Consider the following 21,755-nt stretch of genomic DNA (forward strand, 5'->3'; position numbering starts at 1 on the left):
CTTACTTATCTTTGTTGCACATCGGGAAGCCGAGGGCTTCACGGGAAGCGTAGTATGCTTCTGCCACTGCTTTGGTCAGGGTGCGAATGCGCAGAATGTAGCGCTGACGCTCGGTGACGGAGATGGCTTTACGCGCATCCAGCAGGTTGAAGCTGTGGGCGGCTTTCAGAATACGCTCGTAGGCTGGCAGCGGCAGCGGATTTTCCAGCGCCAGCAGCTGCTGCGCTTCTTTCTCGTACTGCTCAAAGCAGGTGAACAGGAAGTCCACATCCGCGTATTCGAAGTTGTAAGTGGACTGCTCCACTTCGTTCTGATGGAACACGTCGCCGTAGGTGGTTTTACCCAGCGGGCCGTCGCTCCAGACCAGGTCGTAAACGCTGTCTACGCCCTGAATGTACATGGCCAGACGTTCCAGACCGTAGGTGATCTCGCCGGTAACCGGTTTACACTCCAGACCACCAACCTGCTGGAAGTAAGTGAACTGCGTCACTTCCATGCCGTTTAGCCACACTTCCCAGCCCAGTCCCCAGGCACCCAGAGTCGGGTTTTCCCAGTTATCTTCCACGAAACGGATGTCGTGAATAGTCGGGTCCATGCCCAGCTCTTTCAGAGAACCGAGGTACAGCTCCTGAATATTGTCCGGCGATGGCTTAATGACCACCTGGAACTGATAGTAGTGCTGTAAACGGTTGGGGTTTTCGCCGTAGCGACCATCGGTCGGGCGACGAGAAGGCTGAACATAAGCAGCCGCCATCGGTTCTGGCCCCAGCGCGCGCAGACAGGTCATTGGGTGAGAGGTTCCCGCGCCGACTTCCATGTCCAATGGTTGAACAATGGTGCAGCCCTGGCGAGCCCAGTAATCCTGTAAGGTCAGGATCAAGCCCTGGAAGGTCCTGGTATCAAACTTTTGCATATTATTTCGTGCTGGATACGTGTGGATTTAAAGGAAGGGATCAGTATACCCGCTGGATGGAAGATATACAGTACGAAACGGGAAAAAGCAGGGCTTAACGCATGGAAAGATGCAAAAAATGGCCATCTGCGTCAAAAGAACAGACAAACTGCTCTTTACGGAAGGTATAACCGCGCATTTCATAGCTTCCCTGGAACTGTTCGAAGGCGGTGACGTCGATTTTTTGCTCGCCGGTGTTATAACGTTTTGCCGCCTGATCCTTGCATAACGCTTCCATATTCAACGAACGCAGAGGATCAACCTTTACCCGTTGTGCTTTCTGCACGGGTGACGGTGTAGAACAACCCACTAGCACCATAAGCGCCATTGCCGGAAAGAAAGCGTTCATCATCATTAAATTACCGTCTGGTTTGCAGGTGAGTCTTATTATTTATATCGGTATAGTGGCTGATATCTTACGAATTTCCTTAAGCCTCTATAAGCTGTAGTGATAAAACTCAGATTATTCCAGTGCGCCAACCAAATGATTTATCGGTCAGACTTTTTTTAACCAGATACAGAGACACAGATGCAGCCCAAAATTTACTGGATTGATAACCTGCGAGGGATAGCGTGTTTAATGGTGGTGATGATTCACACCACTACCTGGTATGTGACCAATGCTCATAGTGTTAGCCCCGTCACATGGGATATCGCCAATGTTCTGAATTCTGCCTCTCGTGTCAGCGTGCCGCTATTTTTCATGATTTCCGGCTATCTCTTTTTTGGCGAACGCAGCGCCCAGCCGCGCCATTTCTTGCGTATCGGCTTATGTCTGATTTTTTATAGCGCAATCGCACTGCTCTACATTGCGCTGTTTACCTCCATCAATATGGAGTTAGCGCTGAAAAACCTGCTGCAAAAGCCAGTGTTTTACCACTTGTGGTTTTTCTTCGCGATTGCGGTGATTTATCTGGTTTCACCGCTGATTCAGGTGAAGAACGTCGGCGGAAAAATGTTGCTGGTGCTAATGGTGGTGATTGGCATTATCGCTAACCCAAACACAGTGCCGCAGAAAATTGACGGTTTTGAATGGCTGCCAATTAACTTATATATCAATGGCGATACTTTTTACTACATTCTGTATGGCATGTTGGGCCGCGCTATAGGGATGATGGACACACAGCATAAAGCACTGTCGTGGGTGAGCGCCGCGCTGTTTGCGACGGGGGTTTTTATTATCTCTCGCGGGACATTATATGAATTGCAGTGGCGCGGAAATTTTGCCGATACCTGGTATCTTTACTGTGGGCCGATGGTTTTTATCTGCGCAATCGCGCTATTGACTCTGGTTAAAAACACGCTGGATACGCGTACCATTCGCGGACTTGGCTTAATCTCCCGCCATTCATTGGGTATATACGGATTCCACGCCTTGATTATCCATGCGCTGCGCACCCGGGGAATTGAGCTTAAAAATTGGCCAATACTGGATATTATTTGGATCTTTTGCGCGACGTTGGCAGCGAGTTTGTTACTTTCTATGCTGGTACAACGAATCGACAGAAACAGATTAGTGAGTTAAGTAAAAGCCCGTTCACATTGGACTGACCGGGCTTACGTGAATTATTCGCTGTATTCTTCCTGGGTAACCTGTGTTTCTTTTGGCGGGTTTATTCCGGCATCACGAATATTCTTCTGCACCGCTACTGCACCAAACAAGCTTAAGAAGAAAGCCAGTCCATAAAAACCTTTTTCACTGAGTAATAATGTCGCATTCCACAGACCTACCATCAGTAATGCAACAGAGATAATAAAGACAGTCAGGCAGGTCATATAATAAATGGAAGTGGTCGGTATGCCTTCATACTTGTCCCGAACGGTCTTTTGATAAGACGCAGCAGAAAACAGTCCTAACACCAGTACGGCAAAATAATACCCTTTTTCATTTAACTGCATCTCTGCATTCCATAGCCCTAACAGATAGGTAACGATACCACCAACGAGAGCTATCCATGACACAATACTAAAGGCCGGTGAATAGGTTGATATTTTGTTGTCCATCACAGTATTCCTTTCATTCCTGAATGTGTAAGAGCTTTATGTTGCTCATACCGAGCGAAACAAACGCATTTGACCAAACAAGCAGACAAAAAAGGCGATGGGGTAGATCACCATTTCATAAGCATTGATAGGTGCATTTAAAACACCGATAAACAAGAGACCGATAGTGATTAACGCAACTAACTGGCAGATATGGGTAAAAAAATTATCCAGTTGCCCGAGTTTTTCTGCGCGAAGATATGCATAGTTACCAAAAGTTGCTGTCATTAACACGCCAAGAAAATAGCCTTTTCCACTTAGCAATGGGCATGAGATCCATAGCCCAACCAGATAAACCAGCGCCCCGACAACAAATAATAGTTTTGCCACAGTTTTTGAGGTTTTCATAACGATCTCCATATCTACCAGCGATACATTACGAGTAACCAACGAAAGACAAAACTGAAAAATGCCATTAACAAATGATTTTCAGAATAAATTCATACTAAATATTAATTAATTAGTGAGATATATAGATGTGAATTATCCCCCACCCGGTCAGGCAGGGGATAACGTTTACGCCATTAATGGCAGAAGTTGCTGATAGAGGCGACGGAACGTTTCACGTCGTGGCTGATAAGCGGCATAACGCTGCGCATCTGGTAGATGCGACTGTTCTAACGGTAGCTGCGGCAACAACTCAATGAGCGATTTCTCTGGATTCGCCGCAATCTGCGCCAGCCTTGCTGCGCCCAGTGCTGGCCCCACATCCCCCCCCGTACGGTAATCGAGCTGCTGACCGCTGATATCCGCCAGCATCTGACGCCAGTACTCACTACGCGCCCCGCCACCAATCAACGTAACACTTTGCGGTTTAATGCCGCAGGCATGCACGACATCCATGCCATCTGCCAGCGCATAACCCACGCCTTCCAGCACTGCTCGCGCCAGTTCATTGGGGCCATGTTGATGAGTCAAACCAAAGAAAACCCCCTTCGCCTGGGGATTATTGTGTGGTGTACGCTCGCCGGAAAGATAAGGCAGAAACCAAACTGGCTCGGCACTTTCATCAGCCTGTTGAGCTGCAGCGATTAAAGCTGGGACATTGCACAGGCCGGTTAATTTCGCGACCCAATCCAGACACGATGCTGCACTCAGCATTACAGACATTAAATGCCAACGCTGCGGTAGCGCATGGCAAAAGCTGTGTACAGCGCTTTCTGGCTTGCTTAAGAACCCTTCGCTGACAGCAAAATAGACCCCCGACGTCCCCAGCGATAACATTGCCTGATTAGCATCAACCATTCCCACACCAACTGCACCAGCTGCATTGTCGCCACCGCCTGCAACAACTGGCACCGTCGCCATACCCCACGCTTTCGCAACTTCAGGTAACAAAGCACCAGTAATTTCGCTGCCTTCGTATAATGCGGGCATCTGGTCACGAGATAAGTCGCAAGCCTGCAGCATGACGTCACTCCAGTCACGCTTTGCGACATCCAGCCACATGGTGCCAGCTGCGTCAGACATATCGCTGGCAAACTCCCCCGTCATACGCAGACGCAAGTAATCTTTCGGTAATAATACTTTGTCGATTTGACGGAATATCTCCGGCTCATGCCGCTGAACCCATAGCAATTTAGGCGCAGTAAATCCGGGCATCATCAGGTTGCCGGTAATCACTCGTGATTGCGGAACTCTCGCTTCCAGCAAAGTGCACTCTTGCGCACAGCGCCCGTCGTTCCACAAAATGGCAGGGCGCAATACCCGTTGTTGAGCATCCAGTAAGGTTGCTCCATGCATCTGGCCGGCAATACCCAATGCTTTAACGTCCTGCAGAGAATGCTGATCGCCCAGAGCTTTCATTGCGCGATCAGTTGCCTGCCACCACTGTTCCGGGTCTTGTTCCGACCAGAGTGGATGCGGGCGCGAAACGGTCAGCTTTTCCGTTTGCGAAGCAACCACCTCACCCTGCTCGTTGAGCAAAATAACTTTTACGCCCGAGGTGCCAAGATCTATCCCGATATACATATCGATCGTTCCTTAAAAAAATGCCCGGTATCGCTACCGATAACCGGGCCAACGGACTGCACAGTTAGCCGTTATTTGTCGAACAGATAATGATTTACCAGATTTTCCAGTTGCTCCTGGCGACCACTCTGATGCACCGGAGACAAATTATGTTCCTGAGCATATTTGGCTAAATCTGCCAGTGACATTTGGCCTTTCAGGATTTGCTGGCCCAATTCGCTATTCCAGCCGGAATAACGCTGCGCGATGCGTTTATCCAGCTCGCCATCTTCAATCATGCGCGCTGCAATTTTCAGCGCCAGTGCCATCGTATCCATCGCGCCGATATGACCGTAAAACAGATCATATTTATCAGTACTTTGACGACGTACTTTGGCATCGAAGTTCAGACCACCGGTGGTGAAACCGCCTGCTTTGAGAATTTCATACATCACCAGCGCATTCTCTTCCACACTGTTCGGGAACTGGTCGGTGTCCCAGCCCAGTTGCGCATCGCCACGGTTGGCGTCGACAGAACCGAACAGGCCAAGCGCAATGGCGGTGGCAATTTCATGATGGAAAGAGTGACCTGCCAGCGTCGCGTGGTTAGCTTCAATGTTCAGTTTAATCTCTTTTTCCAGACCAAACTGTTTCAGGAAGCCATAGACCGTCGCGGCATCGTAATCATATTGATGTTTGGTCGGTTCTTGCGGTTTCGGTTCGATAAGCAACGTGCCCTGGAAACCGATTTTATGTTTATGCTCAACCACCATCTGCATAAAGCGGCCCAGCTGTTCACGCTCCTGACGCAAGTCGGTATTTAACAGCGTTTCGTAACCTTCACGACCGCCCCACAGGACATAGTTTTCACCGCCCAATTTATGGGTTGCTTCCATCGCTGTAACAACTTGCGTTGCCGCCCAACTGAAGACTTCAGGATCTGGGTTCGTCGCCGCACCCGCGCCATAGCGAGGGTTTGTAAAGCAGTTAGCGGTTCCCCACAGCAGCTTCACGCCGCTCTCTTCTTGCTTGCCTGCCAGGACATCAACCATTTGCGCAAAATTATTGATGTACTCTTTTAACGACGCGCCCTCAGGGGAAACATCCACATCGTGGAAGCAATAAAATGGCACATGTAACTTGTGGAAAAACTCAAATGCGACATCTGCTTTACGCTTCGCCAACGCCAGTGCCTCACCAGGCTGCTGCCACGGACGATTAAACGCCCCCACACCAAACATGTCCGCCCCGTTCCAGCAGAATGTGTGCCAGTAGCAGGCGGCAAAACGCAAGTGCTCTTCCATACGCTTGCCCAACACCAGTTCGTCGGGATTGTAGTGACGGAATGCTAACGGGTTTGAGGATTTTGAGCCTTCATAACGAACGCGATCGAGCTGGTCAAAATAGGCTTGCATATTGAACTCCATAATCAGGTAATGCCGCGGGTGATGGATGATGTCGTAATATTGGGCACTCCCTTTCAGTTGCTCAATTATGTTATTTCACACTGCTATTGAGATAATTCACAAGTGTGCGCTCGCTCGCAAAATAAAATGGAATGATGAAACTGGGTAATTCCTCGAAGAGAAAAATGCAATAAGTACAATTGCGCAACAAAAGTAAGATCTCGGTCATAAATCAAGAAATAAACCAAAAATCGTAATCGAAAGATAAAAATCTGTAATTGTTTTCCCCTGTTTAGTTGCTAAAAATTGGTTACGTTTATCGCGGTGATTGTTACTTATTAAAGCTGTCCTCTAACTACAGAAGGCCCTACACCATGAAAATAAAGAACATTCTACTCACCCTTTGCACCTCACTTCTGCTTACCAACGTTGCGGCACACGCCAAAGAAGTCAAAATAGGTATGGCGATTGATGATCTCCGTCTTGAACGCTGGCAAAAAGATCGAGATATTTTTGTGAAAAAGGCAGAATCTCTCGGCGCGAAAGTATTTGTACAGTCTGCAAATGGCAATGAAGAAACACAAATGTCGCAGATTGAAAACATGATAAACCGGGGTGTCGATGTTCTTGTCATTATTCCGTATAACGGTCAGGTATTAAGTAACGTTGTAAAAGAAGCCAAACAAGAAGGTATTAAAGTATTAGCTTACGATCGTATGATTAACGATGCGGATATCGATTTTTATATTTCTTTCGATAACGAAAAAGTCGGTGAACTGCAGGCAAAAGCCCTGGTCGATATTGTTCCGCAAGGTAATTACTTCCTGATGGGCGGCTCGCCGGTAGATAACAACGCCAAGCTGTTCCGCGCCGGACAAATGAAAGTGTTAAAACCTTACGTTGATTCCGGAAAAATTAAAGTCGTTGGTGACCAATGGGTTGATGGCTGGTTACCGGAAAACGCATTGAAAATTATGGAAAACGCGCTAACCGCCAATAATAACAAAATTGATGCTGTAGTTGCCTCAAACGATGCCACCGCAGGTGGGGCAATTCAGGCATTAAGCGCGCAAGGTTTATCAGGGAAAGTAGCAATTTCCGGCCAGGATGCGGATCTCGCAGGTATTAAACGTATTGCTGCCGGTACGCAAACTATGACGGTGTATAAACCTATTACGTTGTTGGCAAATACTGCCGCAGAAATTGCCGTTGAGTTGGGCAATGGTCAGGAACCAAAAGCAGATACCACACTGAATAATGGCCTGAAAGATGTGCCCTCCCGCCTCCTGACACCGATCGATGTGAATAAAAACAACATCAAAGACACGGTAGTTAAAGACGGATTCCACAAAGAGAGCGAGCTGTAAGCGTTACGCCCCGGCGCGGAGCGGGGGCGTGATTTCTCTCCATGCCGCGTGAATGAATTGGCTTAGGTGGAGTCGTTATGCCTTATCTACTTGAAATGAAGAACATTACCAAAACCTTCGGCAGTGTGAAGGCGATTGATAACGTCTGCTTGCGGTTGAATGCTGGCGAAATCGTCTCACTTTGTGGGGAAAATGGGTCTGGTAAATCAACGCTGATGAAAGTGCTGTGTGGTATTTATCCCCATGGCTCCTACGAAGGCGAAATTATTTTTGCGGGAGAAGAGATTCAGGCGAGTCACATCCGCGATACCGAACGCAAAGGTATCGCCATCATTCATCAGGAATTGGCCCTGGTGAAAGAATTGACCGTGCTGGAAAATATCTTCCTGGGTAACGAAATAACCCACAATGGCATTATGGATTATGACCTGATGACGCTACGCTGTCAGAAGCTGCTCGCACAGGTCAGTTTATCCATTTCACCTGATACCCGCGTTGGCGATTTAGGGCTTGGGCAACAACAACTGGTTGAAATTGCCAAGGCACTTAATAAACAGGTGCGCTTGTTAATTCTCGATGAACCGACAGCCTCATTAACTGAGCAGGAAACGTCGGTTTTACTGGATATTATTCGCGATCTACAACAGCACGGTATCGCCTGTATTTATATTTCGCACAAACTCAACGAAGTCAAAGCGATTTCCGATACGATTTGCGTTATTCGCGACGGACAGCACATTGGTACGCGTGATGCTGCCGGAATGAGTGAAGACGATATTATCACCATGATGGTCGGGCGAGAGTTAACCGCGCTTTACCCTAATGAACCACATACCACCGGAGATGAAATATTACGTATTGAACATCTGACGGCATGGCATCCGGTCAATCGTCATATTAAACGAGTTAATGATGTCTCGTTTTCCCTGAAACGTGGCGAAATACTGGGTATTGCCGGACTCGTTGGTGCCGGACGTACCGAGACCATTCAGTGCCTGTTTGGCGTGTGGCCCGGACAATGGGAAGGAAAAATTTATATTGATGGCAAACAGGTAGATATTCGTAACTGTCAGCAAGCCATCGCCCAGGGGATTGCGATGGTACCCGAAGACAGAAAGCGCGACGGCATCGTTCCGGTAATGGCGGTTGGTAAAAATATTACCCTCGCCGCACTCAATAAATTTACCGGTGGCATTAGCCAGCTTGATGACGCGGAAGAGCAAAAATGTATTCTGGAATCAATTCAGCAACTCAAAGTTAAAACGTCGTCCCCCGATCTTGCTATTGGACGTTTGAGCGGCGGCAATCAGCAAAAAGCGATCCTCGCCCGCTGTCTGTTACTCAACCCGCGCATTCTCATTCTTGATGAACCTACCAGGGGTATTGATATTGGCGCGAAATATGAGATCTACAAATTAATTAACCAACTCGTCCAGCAGGGTATTGCCGTTATTGTCATCTCTTCCGAATTACCTGAAGTGCTCGGCCTTAGCGATCGTGTACTGGTGATGCATGAAGGGAAACTAAAAGCCAACCTGATAAATCATAACCTGACTCAGGAGCAGGTGATGGAAGCCGCATTGAGGAGCGAACATCATGTCGAAAAGCAATCCGTCTGAAGTGAAATTGGCCGTACCGACATCCGGTGGCTTTTCTGGGCTGAAATCACTGAATTTGCAGGTCTTCGTGATGATTGCAGCTATCATCGCAATCATGCTGTTCTTTACCTGGACCACCGATGGTGCCTACTTAAGCGCCCGTAACGTCTCCAACCTGTTACGCCAGACCGCGATTACCGGCATCCTCGCGGTAGGAATGGTGTTCGTCATAATTTCTGCTGAAATCGACCTTTCCGTCGGCTCAATGATGGGGCTATTAGGTGGCGTCGCGGCGATTTGTGACGTCTGGTTAGGCTGGCCTTTGCCACTTACCATCATTGTGACGTTGGTTCTGGGACTGCTTCTCGGTGCCTGGAACGGATGGTGGGTCGCGTACCGCAAAGTCCCTTCATTTATTGTCACCCTCGCGGGCATGTTGGCATTTCGCGGCATACTCATTGGCATCACCAACGGCACGACTGTTTCCCCCACCAGCGCCGCGATGTCACAAATTGGGCAAAGCTATCTACCTGCCAGCACTGGCTTCATCATTGGCGCGCTTGGCTTAATGGCTTTTGTTGGTTGGCAATGGCGCGGAAGAATGCGCCGTCAGGCTTTGGGTTTGCAGTCTCCGGCCTCTACCGCAGTAGTCGGTCGCCAGGCTTTAACCGCTATCATCGTATTAGGCGCAATCTGGCTGTTGAATGATTACCGTGGCGTTCCCACTCCTGTTCTGCTGCTGACGTTGCTGTTACTCGGCGGAATGTTTATGGCAACGCGGACGGCATTTGGACGACGCATTTATGCCATCGGCGGCAATCTGGAAGCAGCACGTCTCTCCGGGATTAACGTTGAACGCACCAAACTTGCCGTGTTCGCGATTAACGGATTAATGGTAGCCATCGCCGGATTAATCCTTAGTTCTCGACTTGGCGCTGGTTCACCTTCTGCGGGAAATATCGCCGAACTGGACGCAATTGCAGCATGCGTGATTGGCGGCACCAGCCTGGCTGGCGGAGTGGGAAGCGTTGCCGGAGCAGTAATGGGGGCATTTATCATGGCTTCACTGGATAACGGCATGAGTATGATGGATGTACCGACCTTCTGGCAGTATATCGTTAAAGGTGCGATTCTGTTGCTGGCAGTATGGATGGACTCCGCAACCAAACGCCGTTCTTGATTTTGATAAAAATTTTCTCAAAGCCGGTTACGTATTACCGGTTTTGAGTTTTTGCATGATTCAGCAGGAAAAGAACCATGTTTACTAAACGTCACCGCATCACATTACTGTTCAATGCCAATAAAGCCTATGACCGGCAGGTAGTAGAAGGCGTAGGGGAATATTTACAGGCGTCACAATCGGAATGGGATATTTTCATTGAAGAAGATTTCCGCGCCCGCATTGATAAAATCAAGGACTGGTTAGGAGATGGCGTCATTGCCGACTTCGACGACAAACAGATCGAGCAAGCGCTGGCTGATGTCGACGTCCCCATTGTTGGGGTTGGCGGCTCGTATCACCTTGCAGAAAGTTACCCACCCGTTCATTACATTGCCACCGATAACTATGCGCTGGTTGAAAGCGCATTTTTGCATTTAAAAGAGAAAGGCGTTAACCGCTTTGCTTTTTATGGTCTTCCGGAATCAAGCGGCAAACGTTGGGCCACTGAGCGCGAATATGCATTTCGTCAGCTTGTCGCTGAAGAAAAGTATCGCGGAGTGGTTTATCAGGGGTTAGAAACCGCGCCAGAGAACTGGCAACACGCGCAAAATCGGCTGGCAGACTGGCTACAAACGCTGCCACCGCAAACCGGGATTATTGCCGTTACTGACGCCCGAGCGCGGCATATTCTGCAAGTATGTGAACATCTACATATTCCCGTACCGGAAAAATTATGCGTGATTGGCATCGATAACGAAGAACTGACCCGCTATCTGTCGCGTGTCGCCCTTTCTTCGGTCGCTCAGGGCGCGCGGCAAATGGGCTATCAGGCGGCAAAACTGTTGCATCGATTATTAGATAAAGAAGAAATGCCGCTACAGCGAATTTTGGTCCCACCAGTTCGCGTCATTGAACGGCGCTCAACAGATTATCGCTCGCTGACCGATCCCGCCGTTATTCAGGCCATGCATTACATTCGTAATCACGCCTGTAAAGGGATTAAAGTGGATCAGGTACTGGATGCGGTCGGGATCTCGCGCTCCAATCTTGAGAAGCGTTTTAAAGAAGAGGTGGGTGAAACCATCCATGCCATGATTCATGCCGAGAAGCTGGAGAAAGCGCGCAGTCTGCTGATTTCAACCACCTTGTCGATCAATGAGATATCGCAAATGTGCGGTTATCCATCGCTGCAATATTTCTACTCTGTTTTTAAAAAAGCATATGACACAACGCCAAAAGAGTATCGCGATGTAAATAGCGAGGTCATGTTGTAGCGATGATGAGAATTGTCGGCGTCACATCAGGGAACTCAGCACAGCCACCTGATGCGAGCAAAAGCCTTATCCGACCGACAAATCAGATAAGGCTCAAGGAAATGCAATTACATATGCGCCGCGATTAACCGTTGGTTATCCTGGTACATTGCGAACAGGTAGTTATTATAACTCTTCCCTTTGGTCGAGTAGCCCTTCAGCTTGTGAATCATCGCTGTGGCAGTCACTTCCTGATCCGCTTTACGCAGCTGCGCACGCGATTTACGGAACGAAGAGTAAGCCGGGTGCGTATTCAGGTTAGTGACATAGGCGCTCACCGATTCTTTGACAGAACTAAACTGTGAGTACCCTTTCACTTTACCCGGCGCATTGGTACAACGTCCTTTCATGCATTTCATGCCGAACAGATTGTTATTGTTGCGCGCCAGCTTCGACGTTCCCCAACCGCTTTCTGCTGCAGCCATCGTCGCCACCATACTGGTAGGGATAATGTCTACGCGTTCAAGCAAGGTATTCCACGGGATTTTTCGCGTATTACCAGACCATTTCACCTTGTAGCGTTTGGCGATGTCTTTCAGACGCGCACGCTCAGCAGGTGACCATTGGCCCTGATACTGTTTTGAAATCAGCCAGTTACGTTCTGCAGTAATGGCTGCATTTTGGCTGGTAATGTAAGGCATTACGGTCCGGAGAAACGCCTTTTTCCTTGGTGTTCCGGAAGGGTATTTTCGCAAATCAGGAAGTGAACTACTCTTTGCACTATTGCGAGAATACTCTTGTTTACTGCTTACCTGTTTATTACTAGCTTTAGTTAAGTGGGACTTTTGACTCGCTGTTGTTGTGTGCGTCTTCGCTAACACCTCACTCGAAAACACCAGAGTGAGTAACATAAGAATCATCGCCCCATATCGTCGTATGGGAGTCAAAATCATCAGGTCTCCTGGTCGGATTTAATCATTCCAACACCTTATATTTTTCACAAATTTGAGAGTTGAATCTCAAATCATATCAAAAATAGCTGTCAAGAGCACCCCAAGGAATAGTCCAAATCTGAAACTATGTCACGTGTTAACGATTCAGATTGGCGCTAAATCGCAGAAAATGTGGGGTTTATCGCAAAATTCAGCCGTTTTTTGCGCGAGATCGCTCACCCTTGCTTCTCATCCTGTGGACTTACCGCTCAGGGATGAGTTTTGTCTGGCTTATCGCTGGCAAACTGTCTGAAATCGCAGCAATAAGGACTCATCCACCATGAAACTCGCCGCCTGTTTTCTGACACTCCTTCCTGGCTTCGCCGTTGCCGCCAGCTGGACTTCTCCGGGGTTCCCTGCCTTTAGCGAACAGGGAACGGGAACATTTGTCAGCCACGCGCAGTTGCCCAAAGGTACGCGTCCACTCACGCTAAATTTTGACCAACAGTGCTGGCAGCCTGCAGATGCGATAAAACTCAATCAGATGCTTTCCCTGCAACCTTGTAGCAACACGCCGCCTCAATGGCGATTGTTCAGAGACGGCAAATATACGCTGCAAATAGACACCCGCTCCGGTACGCCAACATTGATGATTTCCATCCAGAACGCCGCCGAACCGGTAGCAAACCTGGTCCGTGAATGCCCGAAATGGGATGGATTACCGCTCACGCTGGATGTCAGCGCCACTTTCCCGGAAGGAGCCGCCGTACGGGATTATTACAGCCAGCAAATTGCGATAGTGAAGAACGGTCAAATAACGTTACAACCCGCTGCTACCAGCAACGGTTTACTCCTGCTGGAACGGGCAGAAACTGACGCCCCTGCCCCTTTCGACTGGCATAACGCCACGGTTTACTTTGTGCTGACAGATCGTTTCGAAAACGGCGATCCCAGTAATGACCAGAGTTACGGACGTCATAAAGACGGTATGGCGGAAATTGGCACTTTTCACGGCGGCGATTTACGCGGCCTGACCAACAAACTGGATTACCTCCAGCAGTTGGGCGTTAATGCTTTATGGATAAGCGCCCCATTTGAGCAAATTCACGGCTGGGTCGGCGGCGGTACAAAAGGCGATTTCCCGCATTATGCCTACCACGGTTATTACACACAGGACTGGACGAATCTTGATGCCAATATGGGCAACGAAGCCGATCTACGGACGCTGGTTGATAGCGCACATCAGCGCGGTATTCGTATTCTCTTTGATGTCGTGATGAACCACACCGGCTATGCCACGCTGGCGGATATGCAGGAGTATCAGTTTGGCGCGTTATATCTTTCTGGTGACGAGGTGAAAAAAACGCTGGGTGAACGCTGGAGCGACTGGAAACCTGCCGCCGGGCAAACCTGGCATAGCTTTAACGATTACATTAATTTCAGCGACAAAACAGGCTGGGATAAATGGTGGGGAAAAAACTGGATCAGAACGGATATCGGCGATTACGACAATCCTGGATTCGACGATCTCACTATGTCGCTGGCCTTTTTGCCGGATATCAAAACCGAATCAACTACCGCTTCTGGTCTGCCGGTGTTCTATAAAAACAAAACGGATACTCACGCTAAAGTCATCGAAGGCTTTACACCTCGCGATTACTTAACCCACTGGTTAAGTCAGTGGGTCCGCGACTATGGGATTGATGGTTTTCGGGTCGATACCGCCAAACATGTTGAGTTGCCCGCCTGGCAGCAACTGAAAACCGAAGCCAGCGCCGCGCTTCGCGAATGGAAAAAAGCTTACCCCGACAAAGCATTAGATGACAAACCTTTCTGGATGACCGGTGAAGCCTGGGGCCACGGCGTGATGCAAAGTGACTACTATCGCCACGGCTTCGATGCGATGATCAATTTCGATTATCAGGAGCAGGCGGCGAAAGCAGTCGATTGTCTGGCGCAGATGGATACGACCTGGCAGCAAATGGCGGAGAAATTGCAGGGTTTCAACGTGTTGAGCTACCTCTCGTCGCATGATACCCGTCTGTTCCGTGAAGGGGGCGACAAAGCAGCAGAGTTATTACTATTAGCGCCAGGCGCGGTACAAATCTTTTATGGCGATGAATCCTCGCGTCCGTTCGGTCCTACAGGTTCTGATCCGCTGCAAGGTACACGTTCGGATATGAACTGGCAGGATGTTAGCGGTAAATCTGCCGCCAACGTCGCGCACTGGCAGAAAATCAGCCAGTTCCGCGCCCGCCATCCCGCAATTGGCGCGGGCAAACAAACGACACTTTCGCTGAAGCAGGGCTACGGCTTTGTTCGTGAGCATGGCGACGATAAAGTGCTGGTCATCTGGGCTGGGCAACAGTGACTTTTCCGGCTTCCCGTTCGTCAGTACCTCGGGAAGCCGCCAACCAGGATAAAATGTCAGCCCTAATCAGCGTTGCAGGATAAAGCACCGCTCACTCTCCAACAGACCGATTTGCACCCCAGCAAATGTAGCGTTATTGTTACCTTCCTTGCTACAGAGTTCGACAGATATCCCGCTATGACATTCTCCCTTTTTGGTGACAAATTTACCCGCCACTCCGGCATTACGCTGCTGATGGAAGATCTGAACGACGGTTTACGCACGCCTGGCGCGATTATGCTCGGCGGCGGTAATCCGGCGCAGATCCCGGAAATGCAGGACTACTTCCAGACGCTACTGACCGACATGCTGGAAAGTGGCAAAGCGACTGATGCACTGTGCAATTACGACGGTCCACAGGGGAAAACGGAGCTACTCACACTGCTTGCCGGAATGCTGCGCGAGAAGTTGGGTTGGGATATCGAAGCACAGAATATTGCACTAACAAACGGCAGCCAGAGCGCGTTTTTCTACTTATTTAATCTGTTTGCCGGACGCCGTGCCGATGGTCGGGTCAAAAAAGTGCTGTTCCCGCTGGCACCGGAATACATTGGCTACGCTGACGCCGGACTGGAAGAAGATCTGTTTGTCTCTGCGCGTCCGAATATTGAACTGCTGCCGGAAGGCCAGTTTAAATACCACGTCGATTTTGAGCATCTGCATATTGGCGAAGAAACCGGGATGATTTGCGTCTCCCGGCCGACGAATCCAACAGGCAATGTGATTACTGACGAAGAGTTGCTGAAGCTTGACGCGCTGGCGAATCAACACGGCATTCCGCTGGTGATTGATAACGCTTATGGCGTCCCGTTCCCGGGTATCATCTTCAGTGAAGCGCGCCCGCTATGGAATCCGAATATCGTGCTGTGCATGAGTCTTTCCAAGCTGGGGCTGCCTGGCTCCCGCTGCGGCATTATCATCGCCAATGAAAAAATCATCACCGCCATCACCAATATGAACGGCATTATCAGCCTGGCACCTGGCGGTATTGGTCCGGCGATGATGTGTGAAATGATTAAGCGTAACGATCTGCTGCGCCTGTCTGAAACAGTCATCAAACCGTTTTACTACCAGCGTGTTCAGGAAACTATCGCCATCATTCGCCGCTATTTACCGGAAAATCGCTGCCTGATTCATAAACCGGAAGGAGCCATTTTCCTCTGGCTATGGTTTAAGGATTTGCCCATTACGACCGAGCAGCTCTATCAGCGCCTGAAAGCACGCGGCGTGCTGATGGTGCCGGGGCACAACTTCTTCCCAGGGCTGGATAAACCGTGGCCGCATACGCATCAATGTATGCGCATGAACTACGTACCAGAGCCGGAGAAAATTGAGGCGGGGGTGAAGATTCTGGCGGAAGAGATAGAAAGAGCCTGGGCTGAAAGTCACTAAAAATTGCCTGATGCGCTACGCTTATCAGGCCTACATGATTTCTGCAATATATTGAATTTGGAAGAATTTGTAGGCCGGATAAGGCGTTTACGCCGCATCTGGCATAAACAAAGCGCACTATTCCGGCGTTGAGAAACGCCGGAAAAACGTTTCAAACAGGCTGCTGCCGTAGCCGATGCCGCTGCACTTTCTCGACATCCATGCACTGCAACGCCTTTGTCGGGCAGGCTTCAACACAGGCCGGTCCCGTCTCCCGATGCCAGCACAGATCGCACTTAATCGCCCTCGCCTTTTTGCGCGAAGAAACGACCTCCATCGCACCAAACGGGCAAGCCAGCATACAGCTTTTACAGCCAATGCAACGTGTTTGTTCAACGAAAATATGCCCATGTTCGCGGCTTATCGCGTCAACAGGGCAGACATTCGCGCACGGTGCATCTTCACACTGATGACAGGCTACTGCCGTGGTCCAGCTGTGGTCTTTAATGACACGAATACGGGAAATAAACTCGTCTGGTGACAACGCAGCGCAATCCTGATTCTCCTGATGCGACACTGCGCAAGCCACTTCACAGGTACGGCAACCGATACATTTCGTCGCATCCGCAATAATAAACCGGTTCATGATCACTCCTTTGCACTAAAACAGCAGAGTGCCAGAGAGCGCGTCCCTACTGCTTTGATCCAACGAAGGAAATGTTAAAGTTTTGGCACTTGTCCAAAGCGTTATGTGATCGCGCCCAGGTCATCCCTGACAGTAAATCCCAGTTCATTAGAAATAGCCTGCGCGGTTTCACGCAGTGGTTTCAGGAGATTTTTCTCTCCCACCTGTTTCAGACGTGATGTCGAAAGCGAAATCGACACGGCGTACGGCACCCGCCCATGAATATCAAACACCGGAACAGCAATACAGGAGACGCCGAGTTCGTTTTCTTCTCTGTCCATCGCCGCTCCGCTTTCACGAATGTGCGCCAGTTCGTCGAACATCGCGGGCAGCTCGGTAATGGTATTGCGGGTTAACGGCTGGATCTCATGCTGATGGTTTTCCCAGTATGACTTCACGTAGTCCGGGTGACCAAACGCCATGTAGATCTTGCCCATTGCGGAACAGTAGAGCGGCATATGCTGGCCAATATAGGCACGGGTTCGCAGCATCCCGGTTGTGGGTTCCAGCTTATAAATCAAAATAGCGTGATCGTCTTCGCGGCTGGAGAAGTTAATGGTTTCACCAGTGGCGATGTTCAGTGCCTCAAGATGCGGAGCGGCGATATGAATGATATTCAGCGAAGACAGCGCCTTCTGCCCGACGGCAATAAATTTGGTAGTCAGGCGGTAACTCCCTGCGGCGGGCGCGGTGGTCACATAGCCGCAGGACTGTAATCCCTGCAATAAGCGATGGACGGTACTCTTATTTAAACCAGCCAGCTCCGAAAGATGCGCCAACGGACAACCGTTTGGATAGTTGCTCAAAATCTCAATCAGCATCAACCCGCGAAACAGACTCTGGCTTCCGGCTGGACGCTCTTTTTCCTGCGCCATCTCGTTCTCTTTTTTTCCCATCACTTCTTTCCCCATTTTGTCGCGTCCTGATGGTAGCGCAAAGTGTGCCGTAGTTCACGATCTCGACAGATAATTTATAACCACTTGATTTTTATGTCTTTTGAAATTCATCAATCAGATTGCTTTGTTAAAAAGTGATCGATATATTTGAAATCAAGTTTCGCATATTGAAATTTTAAGCCAAAAAAGCGATCAAAAAAACAAGGAAGCCTGGGATGAAAGTGACATTTGAGCAGTTAAAAGCAGCCTTTAATCGGGTCTTAATTTCACGCGGCGTTGACAGCGAAACGGCTGACGCCTGTGCAGAGATGTTCGCCCGCACCACCGAATCCGGCGTTTATTCTCACGGCGTTAATCGTTTCCCTCGTTTCATTCAACAACTGGAAAACGGCGATATCATTCCTGATGCCCAACCCAAACGTATAACCAGCCTCGGCGCAATTGAACAGTGGGATGCCCAGCGTTCGATCGGCAACCTGACGGCGAAAAAGATGATGGATCGCGCCATTGAACTGGCTGCCGATCACGGTATTGGTCTGGTGGCACTTCGTAATGCCAACCACTGGATGCGCGGCGGCAGCTACGGCTGGCAGGCGGCGGAAAAAGGCTATATTGGCATTTGCTGGACCAACTCCATCGCCGTAATGCCGCCGTGGGGCGCAAAAGAGTGTCGCATTGGCACTAACCCGCTGATCGTCGCCATTCCTTCCACGCCGATCACCATGGTCGATATGTCGATGTCGATGTTCTCTTACGGCATGTTAGAAGTTAACCGCCTGGCGGGCCGTCAGCTCCCGGTCGATGGTGGCTTTGATGATGAGGGCAATTTGACCAAAGAACCTGGCGTTATCGAGAAGAATCGCCGCATTTTGCCGATGGGCTACTGGAAAGGTTCTGGCATGTCGATTGTGCTGGATATGATCGCTACTCTCCTTTCCGACGGCGCATCGGTTGCCGAAGTCACCCAGGACAACAGCGACGAATACGGCATTTCACAAATTTTTATTGCCATTGAAGTGGACAAGCTTATCGACGGTCCCACCCGCGATGCCAAGCTGCAACGTATCATGGATTACGTTACTACCGCTGAACGCGCTGACGAAAACCAGGCCATCCGCTTACCCGGCCACGAATTTACTACCCTGCTGGCCGAAAACCGCCGTAACGGTATTACCGTTGATGACAGCGTGTGGGCCAAAATCCAGGCGTTATAAGGAGATAAGTCATGATTTTTGGACATATCGCGCAGCCCAATCCGTGCCGTTTGCCCGCCGCCATTGAAAAGGGGCTCGATTTTCTGCGCGCTACCGATTTCAACGCCCTGGAGCCGGGCGTTGTCGAAATCGACGGCAAAAATATTTATGCGCAAATTATCGATTTAACCACACGCGAAGCGGTGGAAAACCGTCCGGAAGTGCATCGTCGGTATATCGATATTCAGTTTCTGGCGTGGGGTGAAGAGAAAATCGGCATTGCTATTGATACGGGAAATAATAAAGTCAGCGAATCACTATTAGAGCAGCGCGATATTATTTTTTATCATGACAGTGAACATGAATCATTTATAGAAATGATACCGGGCAGCTACGCAATTTTCTTTCCGCAGGATGTTCACCGACCAGGTTGTATTTTGCAAACAGCCTCTGAGATACGAAAAATTGTGGTTAAAGTCGCATTAACGGCGCTGAATTAATCGAATAATCGTCTACGCCAGAACGACTGGGTAATGTTATTGCTCTAACTATATTAATAATTTAGGTTGCTGCACATGCAACTTGAATTATGACAGACATAGCCTCAAGGAATAGCTATGAAAAAAATACTTGAAGCAATACTGGCGATTAATCTCGCCGTACTTTCCTGTATTGTGTTTATAAACATTATTTTAAGATATGGTTTTCAGACAAGCATTTTATCTGTAGATGAATTGTCACGTTATTTATTTGTCTGGTTAACATTTATTGGCGCGATTGTGGCTTTTATGGATAACGCCCACGTTCAGGTCACCTTTCTGGTGGAGAAACTCTCCCCCGCATGGCAACGACGAGTCGCTCTGGTTACCCATTCCTTAATCTTATTTATTTGTGGCGCACTGGCCTGGGGCGCAACGCTAAAAACAATTCAGGACTGGAGCGATTATTCACCGATCCTCGGTTTACCCATCGGCCTGATGTATGCCGCTTGTCTGCCCACCAGCCTCGTTATCGCATTCTTTGAACTGCGTCATTTATATCAACTCATCACGCGTAGCAATTCTCTAACGTCGCCACCGCAAGGAGCTTAATCATGGCTGTGCTGATTTTTCTGGGCTGTCTGTTGGGTGGTATTGCTATCGGTTTGCCTATTGCCTGGGCACTGTTGTTGTGCGGGGCGGCGTTAATGTTCTGGCTGGACATGTTTGATGTCCAGATCATGGCACAAACGCTGGTGAACGGAGCCGATAGCTTCTCCCTGCTGGCGATTCCGTTCTTTGTGCTGGCGGGTGAAATCATGAATGCGGGCGGCTTGTCAAAACGCATTGTTGACCTGCCGATGAAACTGGTGGGGCATAAACCAGGCGGGCTGGGCTACGTCGGCGTGCTGGCAGCTATGATTATGGCGAGCCTTTCTGGTTCTGCCGTTGCGGATACCGCCGCCGTTGCCGCTCTACTGGTGCCGATGATGCGCAGCGCCAACTACCCGGTCAACCGGGCGGCGGGGCTGATTGCCTCTGGCGGCATTATCGCGCCAATTATTCCCCCTTCCATTCCGTTTATTATCTTCGGCGTTTCCAGCGGATTATCCATCAGTAAGCTGTTTATGGCGGGCATTGCCCCTGGCATGATGATGGGCGCAACGCTGATGCTTACCTGGTGGTGGCAGGCCAGTCGCCTTAATTTACCCCGCCAGCAAAAAGCAACGATGCAGGAAATCTGGCACTCTTTTGTCTCCGGTATCTGGGCGCTGTTTCTTCCAGTCATCATTATTGGCGGGTTTCGCTCCGGTCTGTTTACCCCTACCGAAGCCGGGGCCGTTGCTGCTTTCTATGCGCTGTTTTTCGCCACAGTTATTTACCGTGAAATGACCTTCGCCACACTTTGGCATGTACTCATTGGCGCGGCGAAAACCACCTCAGTGGTTATGTTTCTGGTGGCCTCGGCACAAGTTTCCGCCTGGCTGATTACCATTGCTGAACTGCCGATGATGGTTTCTGATTTACTGCAACCGTTGGTCGATTCACCGCGTCTGCTGTTTATCGTCATTATGGTGGCTATCCTGATTGTCGGCATGGTCATGGATTTAACGCCGACGGTATTAATTCTTACCCCGGTATTAATGCCTTTAGTTAAAGAGGCAGGAATCGATCCGATTTATTTCGGTGTCATGTTTATCATTAACTGCTCAATCGGCTTAATTACACCGCCTATCGGTAATGTACTTAACGTTATTTCAGGGGTGGCAAAACTCAAATTCGATGATGCAGTCAGAGGCGTTTTCCCTTACGTCCTGGTTTTATATTCATTATTAGTCGTATTTGTTTTTATTCCCGATCTCATCATCCTCCCTTTGAAATGGATTAATTAAAAGGAAAATATTATGAAATTACGCTCTGTAACCTACGCAGGTGATGCTGCCAACTTACTGATTTAGTGTATGATGGTGTTTTTGAGGTGCTCCAGTGGCTTCTGTTTCTATCAGCTGTCCCTCCTGTTCAGCTACTGACGGGGTGGTGCGTAACGGCAAAAGCACC

Annotated in this window: 21 protein-coding genes; 12 read left to right on the forward strand and 9 right to left on the reverse strand. The window is 49.3% G+C overall.

Features of this window, described 5'->3' with window-relative positions; all coding sequences use genetic code 11:
* Position 1: 1 nt before the first annotated feature.
* Entirely contained in the window at positions 2–913 is a 912-nt protein-coding gene (gene glyQ / locus ACJHXA_RS17295) for a glycine--tRNA ligase subunit alpha (RefSeq protein WP_001168544.1), read from the reverse strand.
* A gap of 94 nt (positions 914–1,007) precedes the next feature.
* Positions 1,008–1,307 (reverse strand): YsaB family lipoprotein, encoded by a 300-nt coding sequence (locus ACJHXA_RS17300; protein ID WP_000980111.1) that lies wholly within the window; start codon positions 1,305–1,307, stop codon positions 1,008–1,010.
* A gap of 174 nt (positions 1,308–1,481) precedes the next feature.
* On the opposite strand from ACJHXA_RS17300, the gene wecH reads away from it, so the two are divergent.
* Positions 1,482–2,477 carry an O-acetyltransferase WecH gene (wecH, locus tag ACJHXA_RS17305; protein ID WP_001182653.1) on the forward strand — a complete coding sequence of 332 codons (996 nt, stop codon included), beginning with the start codon at positions 1,482–1,484 and terminating at the stop codon, positions 2,475–2,477.
* Positions 2,478–2,518: 41 nt separating this feature from the next.
* Here the strand turns inward: wecH and yiaA are convergent, their stop codons facing one another.
* The 4 genes from yiaA to xylA form a co-directional block, all read right to left on the reverse strand.
* On the reverse strand, positions 2,519–2,956 hold the full coding sequence (gene yiaA, locus ACJHXA_RS17310; RefSeq protein ID WP_001296808.1) for an inner membrane protein YiaA: 438 nt from the start codon (positions 2,954–2,956) through the stop codon (positions 2,519–2,521).
* A gap of 45 nt (positions 2,957–3,001) precedes the next feature.
* Complete coding sequence (gene yiaB, locus ACJHXA_RS17315) at positions 3,002–3,343, reverse strand: inner membrane protein YiaB (RefSeq protein WP_000858193.1); 342 nt, start codon at positions 3,341–3,343, stop codon at positions 3,002–3,004.
* 168 nt (positions 3,344–3,511) lie between these two features.
* Positions 3,512–4,966 (reverse strand): xylulokinase, encoded by a 1,455-nt coding sequence (gene xylB / locus ACJHXA_RS17320; RefSeq protein WP_000275386.1) that lies wholly within the window; start codon positions 4,964–4,966, stop codon positions 3,512–3,514.
* Positions 4,967–5,037: 71 nt separating this feature from the next.
* Entirely contained in the window at positions 5,038–6,360 is a 1,323-nt protein-coding gene (gene xylA, locus ACJHXA_RS17325) for a xylose isomerase (RefSeq protein ID WP_001149592.1), read from the reverse strand.
* 365 nt (positions 6,361–6,725) lie between these two features.
* Between xylA and xylF the strand changes: the two genes are divergently transcribed.
* The 4 genes from xylF to xylR all read left to right on the forward strand — a co-directional run bounded on the left by xylF (position 6,726) and on the right by xylR (position 11,752).
* On the forward strand, positions 6,726–7,718 hold the full coding sequence (gene xylF, locus ACJHXA_RS17330) for a D-xylose ABC transporter substrate-binding protein (RefSeq protein ID WP_001296518.1): 993 nt from the start codon (positions 6,726–6,728) through the stop codon (positions 7,716–7,718).
* A 77-nt stretch (positions 7,719–7,795) separates the two neighbouring features.
* Positions 7,796–9,337: a D-xylose ABC transporter ATP-binding protein gene (gene xylG, locus ACJHXA_RS17335; protein ID WP_001146482.1), complete on the forward strand. Its 1,542-nt coding sequence runs from the start codon at positions 7,796–7,798 to the stop codon at positions 9,335–9,337.
* Entirely contained in the window at positions 9,315–10,496 is a 1,182-nt protein-coding gene (xylH, locus tag ACJHXA_RS17340) for a xylose ABC transporter permease XylH (protein ID WP_000045978.1), read from the forward strand. Before xylG ends, xylH begins: the two co-directional genes overlap by 23 nt.
* A 77-nt stretch (positions 10,497–10,573) precedes the next feature.
* Positions 10,574–11,752, forward strand: coding sequence for a D-xylose utilization transcriptional activator XylR (xylR, locus tag ACJHXA_RS17345; RefSeq protein ID WP_000494484.1), 1,179 nt, complete (start codon positions 10,574–10,576; stop codon positions 11,750–11,752).
* 107 nt (positions 11,753–11,859) lie between these two features.
* Here the strand turns inward: xylR and ACJHXA_RS17350 are convergent, their stop codons facing one another.
* Positions 11,860–12,684, reverse strand: a complete 825-nt coding sequence (locus tag ACJHXA_RS17350; RefSeq protein ID WP_001297957.1) for a protein bax — start codon at positions 12,682–12,684, stop codon at positions 11,860–11,862.
* A 319-nt stretch (positions 12,685–13,003) separates the two neighbouring features.
* Between ACJHXA_RS17350 and malS the strand changes: the two genes are divergently transcribed.
* Positions 13,004–15,034, forward strand: a complete 2,031-nt coding sequence (gene malS / locus ACJHXA_RS17355; protein WP_000761263.1) for an alpha-amylase — start codon at positions 13,004–13,006, stop codon at positions 15,032–15,034.
* Positions 15,035–15,211: 177 nt separating this feature from the next.
* On the forward strand, positions 15,212–16,465 hold the full coding sequence (avtA, locus tag ACJHXA_RS17360) for a valine--pyruvate transaminase (RefSeq protein WP_000144347.1): 1,254 nt from the start codon (positions 15,212–15,214) through the stop codon (positions 16,463–16,465).
* Between the two features lie 151 nt (positions 16,466–16,616).
* On the opposite strand, the gene ACJHXA_RS17365 is transcribed toward avtA, so the two are convergent.
* A complete protein-coding gene (locus ACJHXA_RS17365) occupies positions 16,617–17,090 on the reverse strand; it encodes a 4Fe-4S binding protein (protein ID WP_001296790.1) in 474 nt (157 codons plus the stop codon).
* 101 nt (positions 17,091–17,191) lie between these two features.
* Positions 17,192–18,040 (reverse strand): IclR family transcriptional regulator YiaJ, encoded by an 849-nt coding sequence (gene yiaJ / locus ACJHXA_RS17370; protein WP_000514230.1) that lies wholly within the window; start codon positions 18,038–18,040, stop codon positions 17,192–17,194.
* A 200-nt stretch (positions 18,041–18,240) separates the two neighbouring features.
* Here yiaJ and yiaK point away from each other — a divergent pair, with 200 nt between their 5' ends.
* The 5 genes from yiaK to ACJHXA_RS17395 all read left to right on the forward strand — a co-directional run.
* The gene (yiaK, locus tag ACJHXA_RS17375; protein ID WP_000869039.1) at positions 18,241–19,239 is read left to right on the forward strand and encodes a 3-dehydro-L-gulonate 2-dehydrogenase; all 999 of its coding nucleotides are present in this window, start codon (positions 18,241–18,243) and stop codon (positions 19,237–19,239) included.
* Positions 19,240–19,250: 11 nt separating this feature from the next.
* On the forward strand, positions 19,251–19,718 hold the full coding sequence (locus ACJHXA_RS17380) for a YhcH/YjgK/YiaL family protein (RefSeq protein ID WP_000576096.1): 468 nt from the start codon (positions 19,251–19,253) through the stop codon (positions 19,716–19,718).
* A 117-nt stretch (positions 19,719–19,835) separates the two neighbouring features.
* On the forward strand, positions 19,836–20,309 hold the full coding sequence (gene yiaM / locus ACJHXA_RS17385) for a 2,3-diketo-L-gulonate TRAP transporter small permease YiaM (protein WP_000721664.1): 474 nt from the start codon (positions 19,836–19,838) through the stop codon (positions 20,307–20,309).
* Positions 20,310–20,311: 2 nt separating this feature from the next.
* Positions 20,312–21,589: a 2,3-diketo-L-gulonate TRAP transporter large permease YiaN gene (yiaN, locus tag ACJHXA_RS17390; RefSeq protein ID WP_001533711.1), complete on the forward strand. Its 1,278-nt coding sequence runs from the start codon at positions 20,312–20,314 to the stop codon at positions 21,587–21,589.
* A gap of 94 nt (positions 21,590–21,683) precedes the next feature.
* Positions 21,684–21,755, forward strand: a 72-nt coding sequence (locus ACJHXA_RS17395; protein WP_001568368.1) for an IS1 family transposase, incomplete at its 3' end; no start/stop codon positions are given.

It is taken from the genome of Escherichia sp. WS33 (assembly GCF_046486385.1).
In the GTDB taxonomy this organism is placed as follows: domain Bacteria; phylum Pseudomonadota; class Gammaproteobacteria; order Enterobacterales; family Enterobacteriaceae; genus ECMA0423.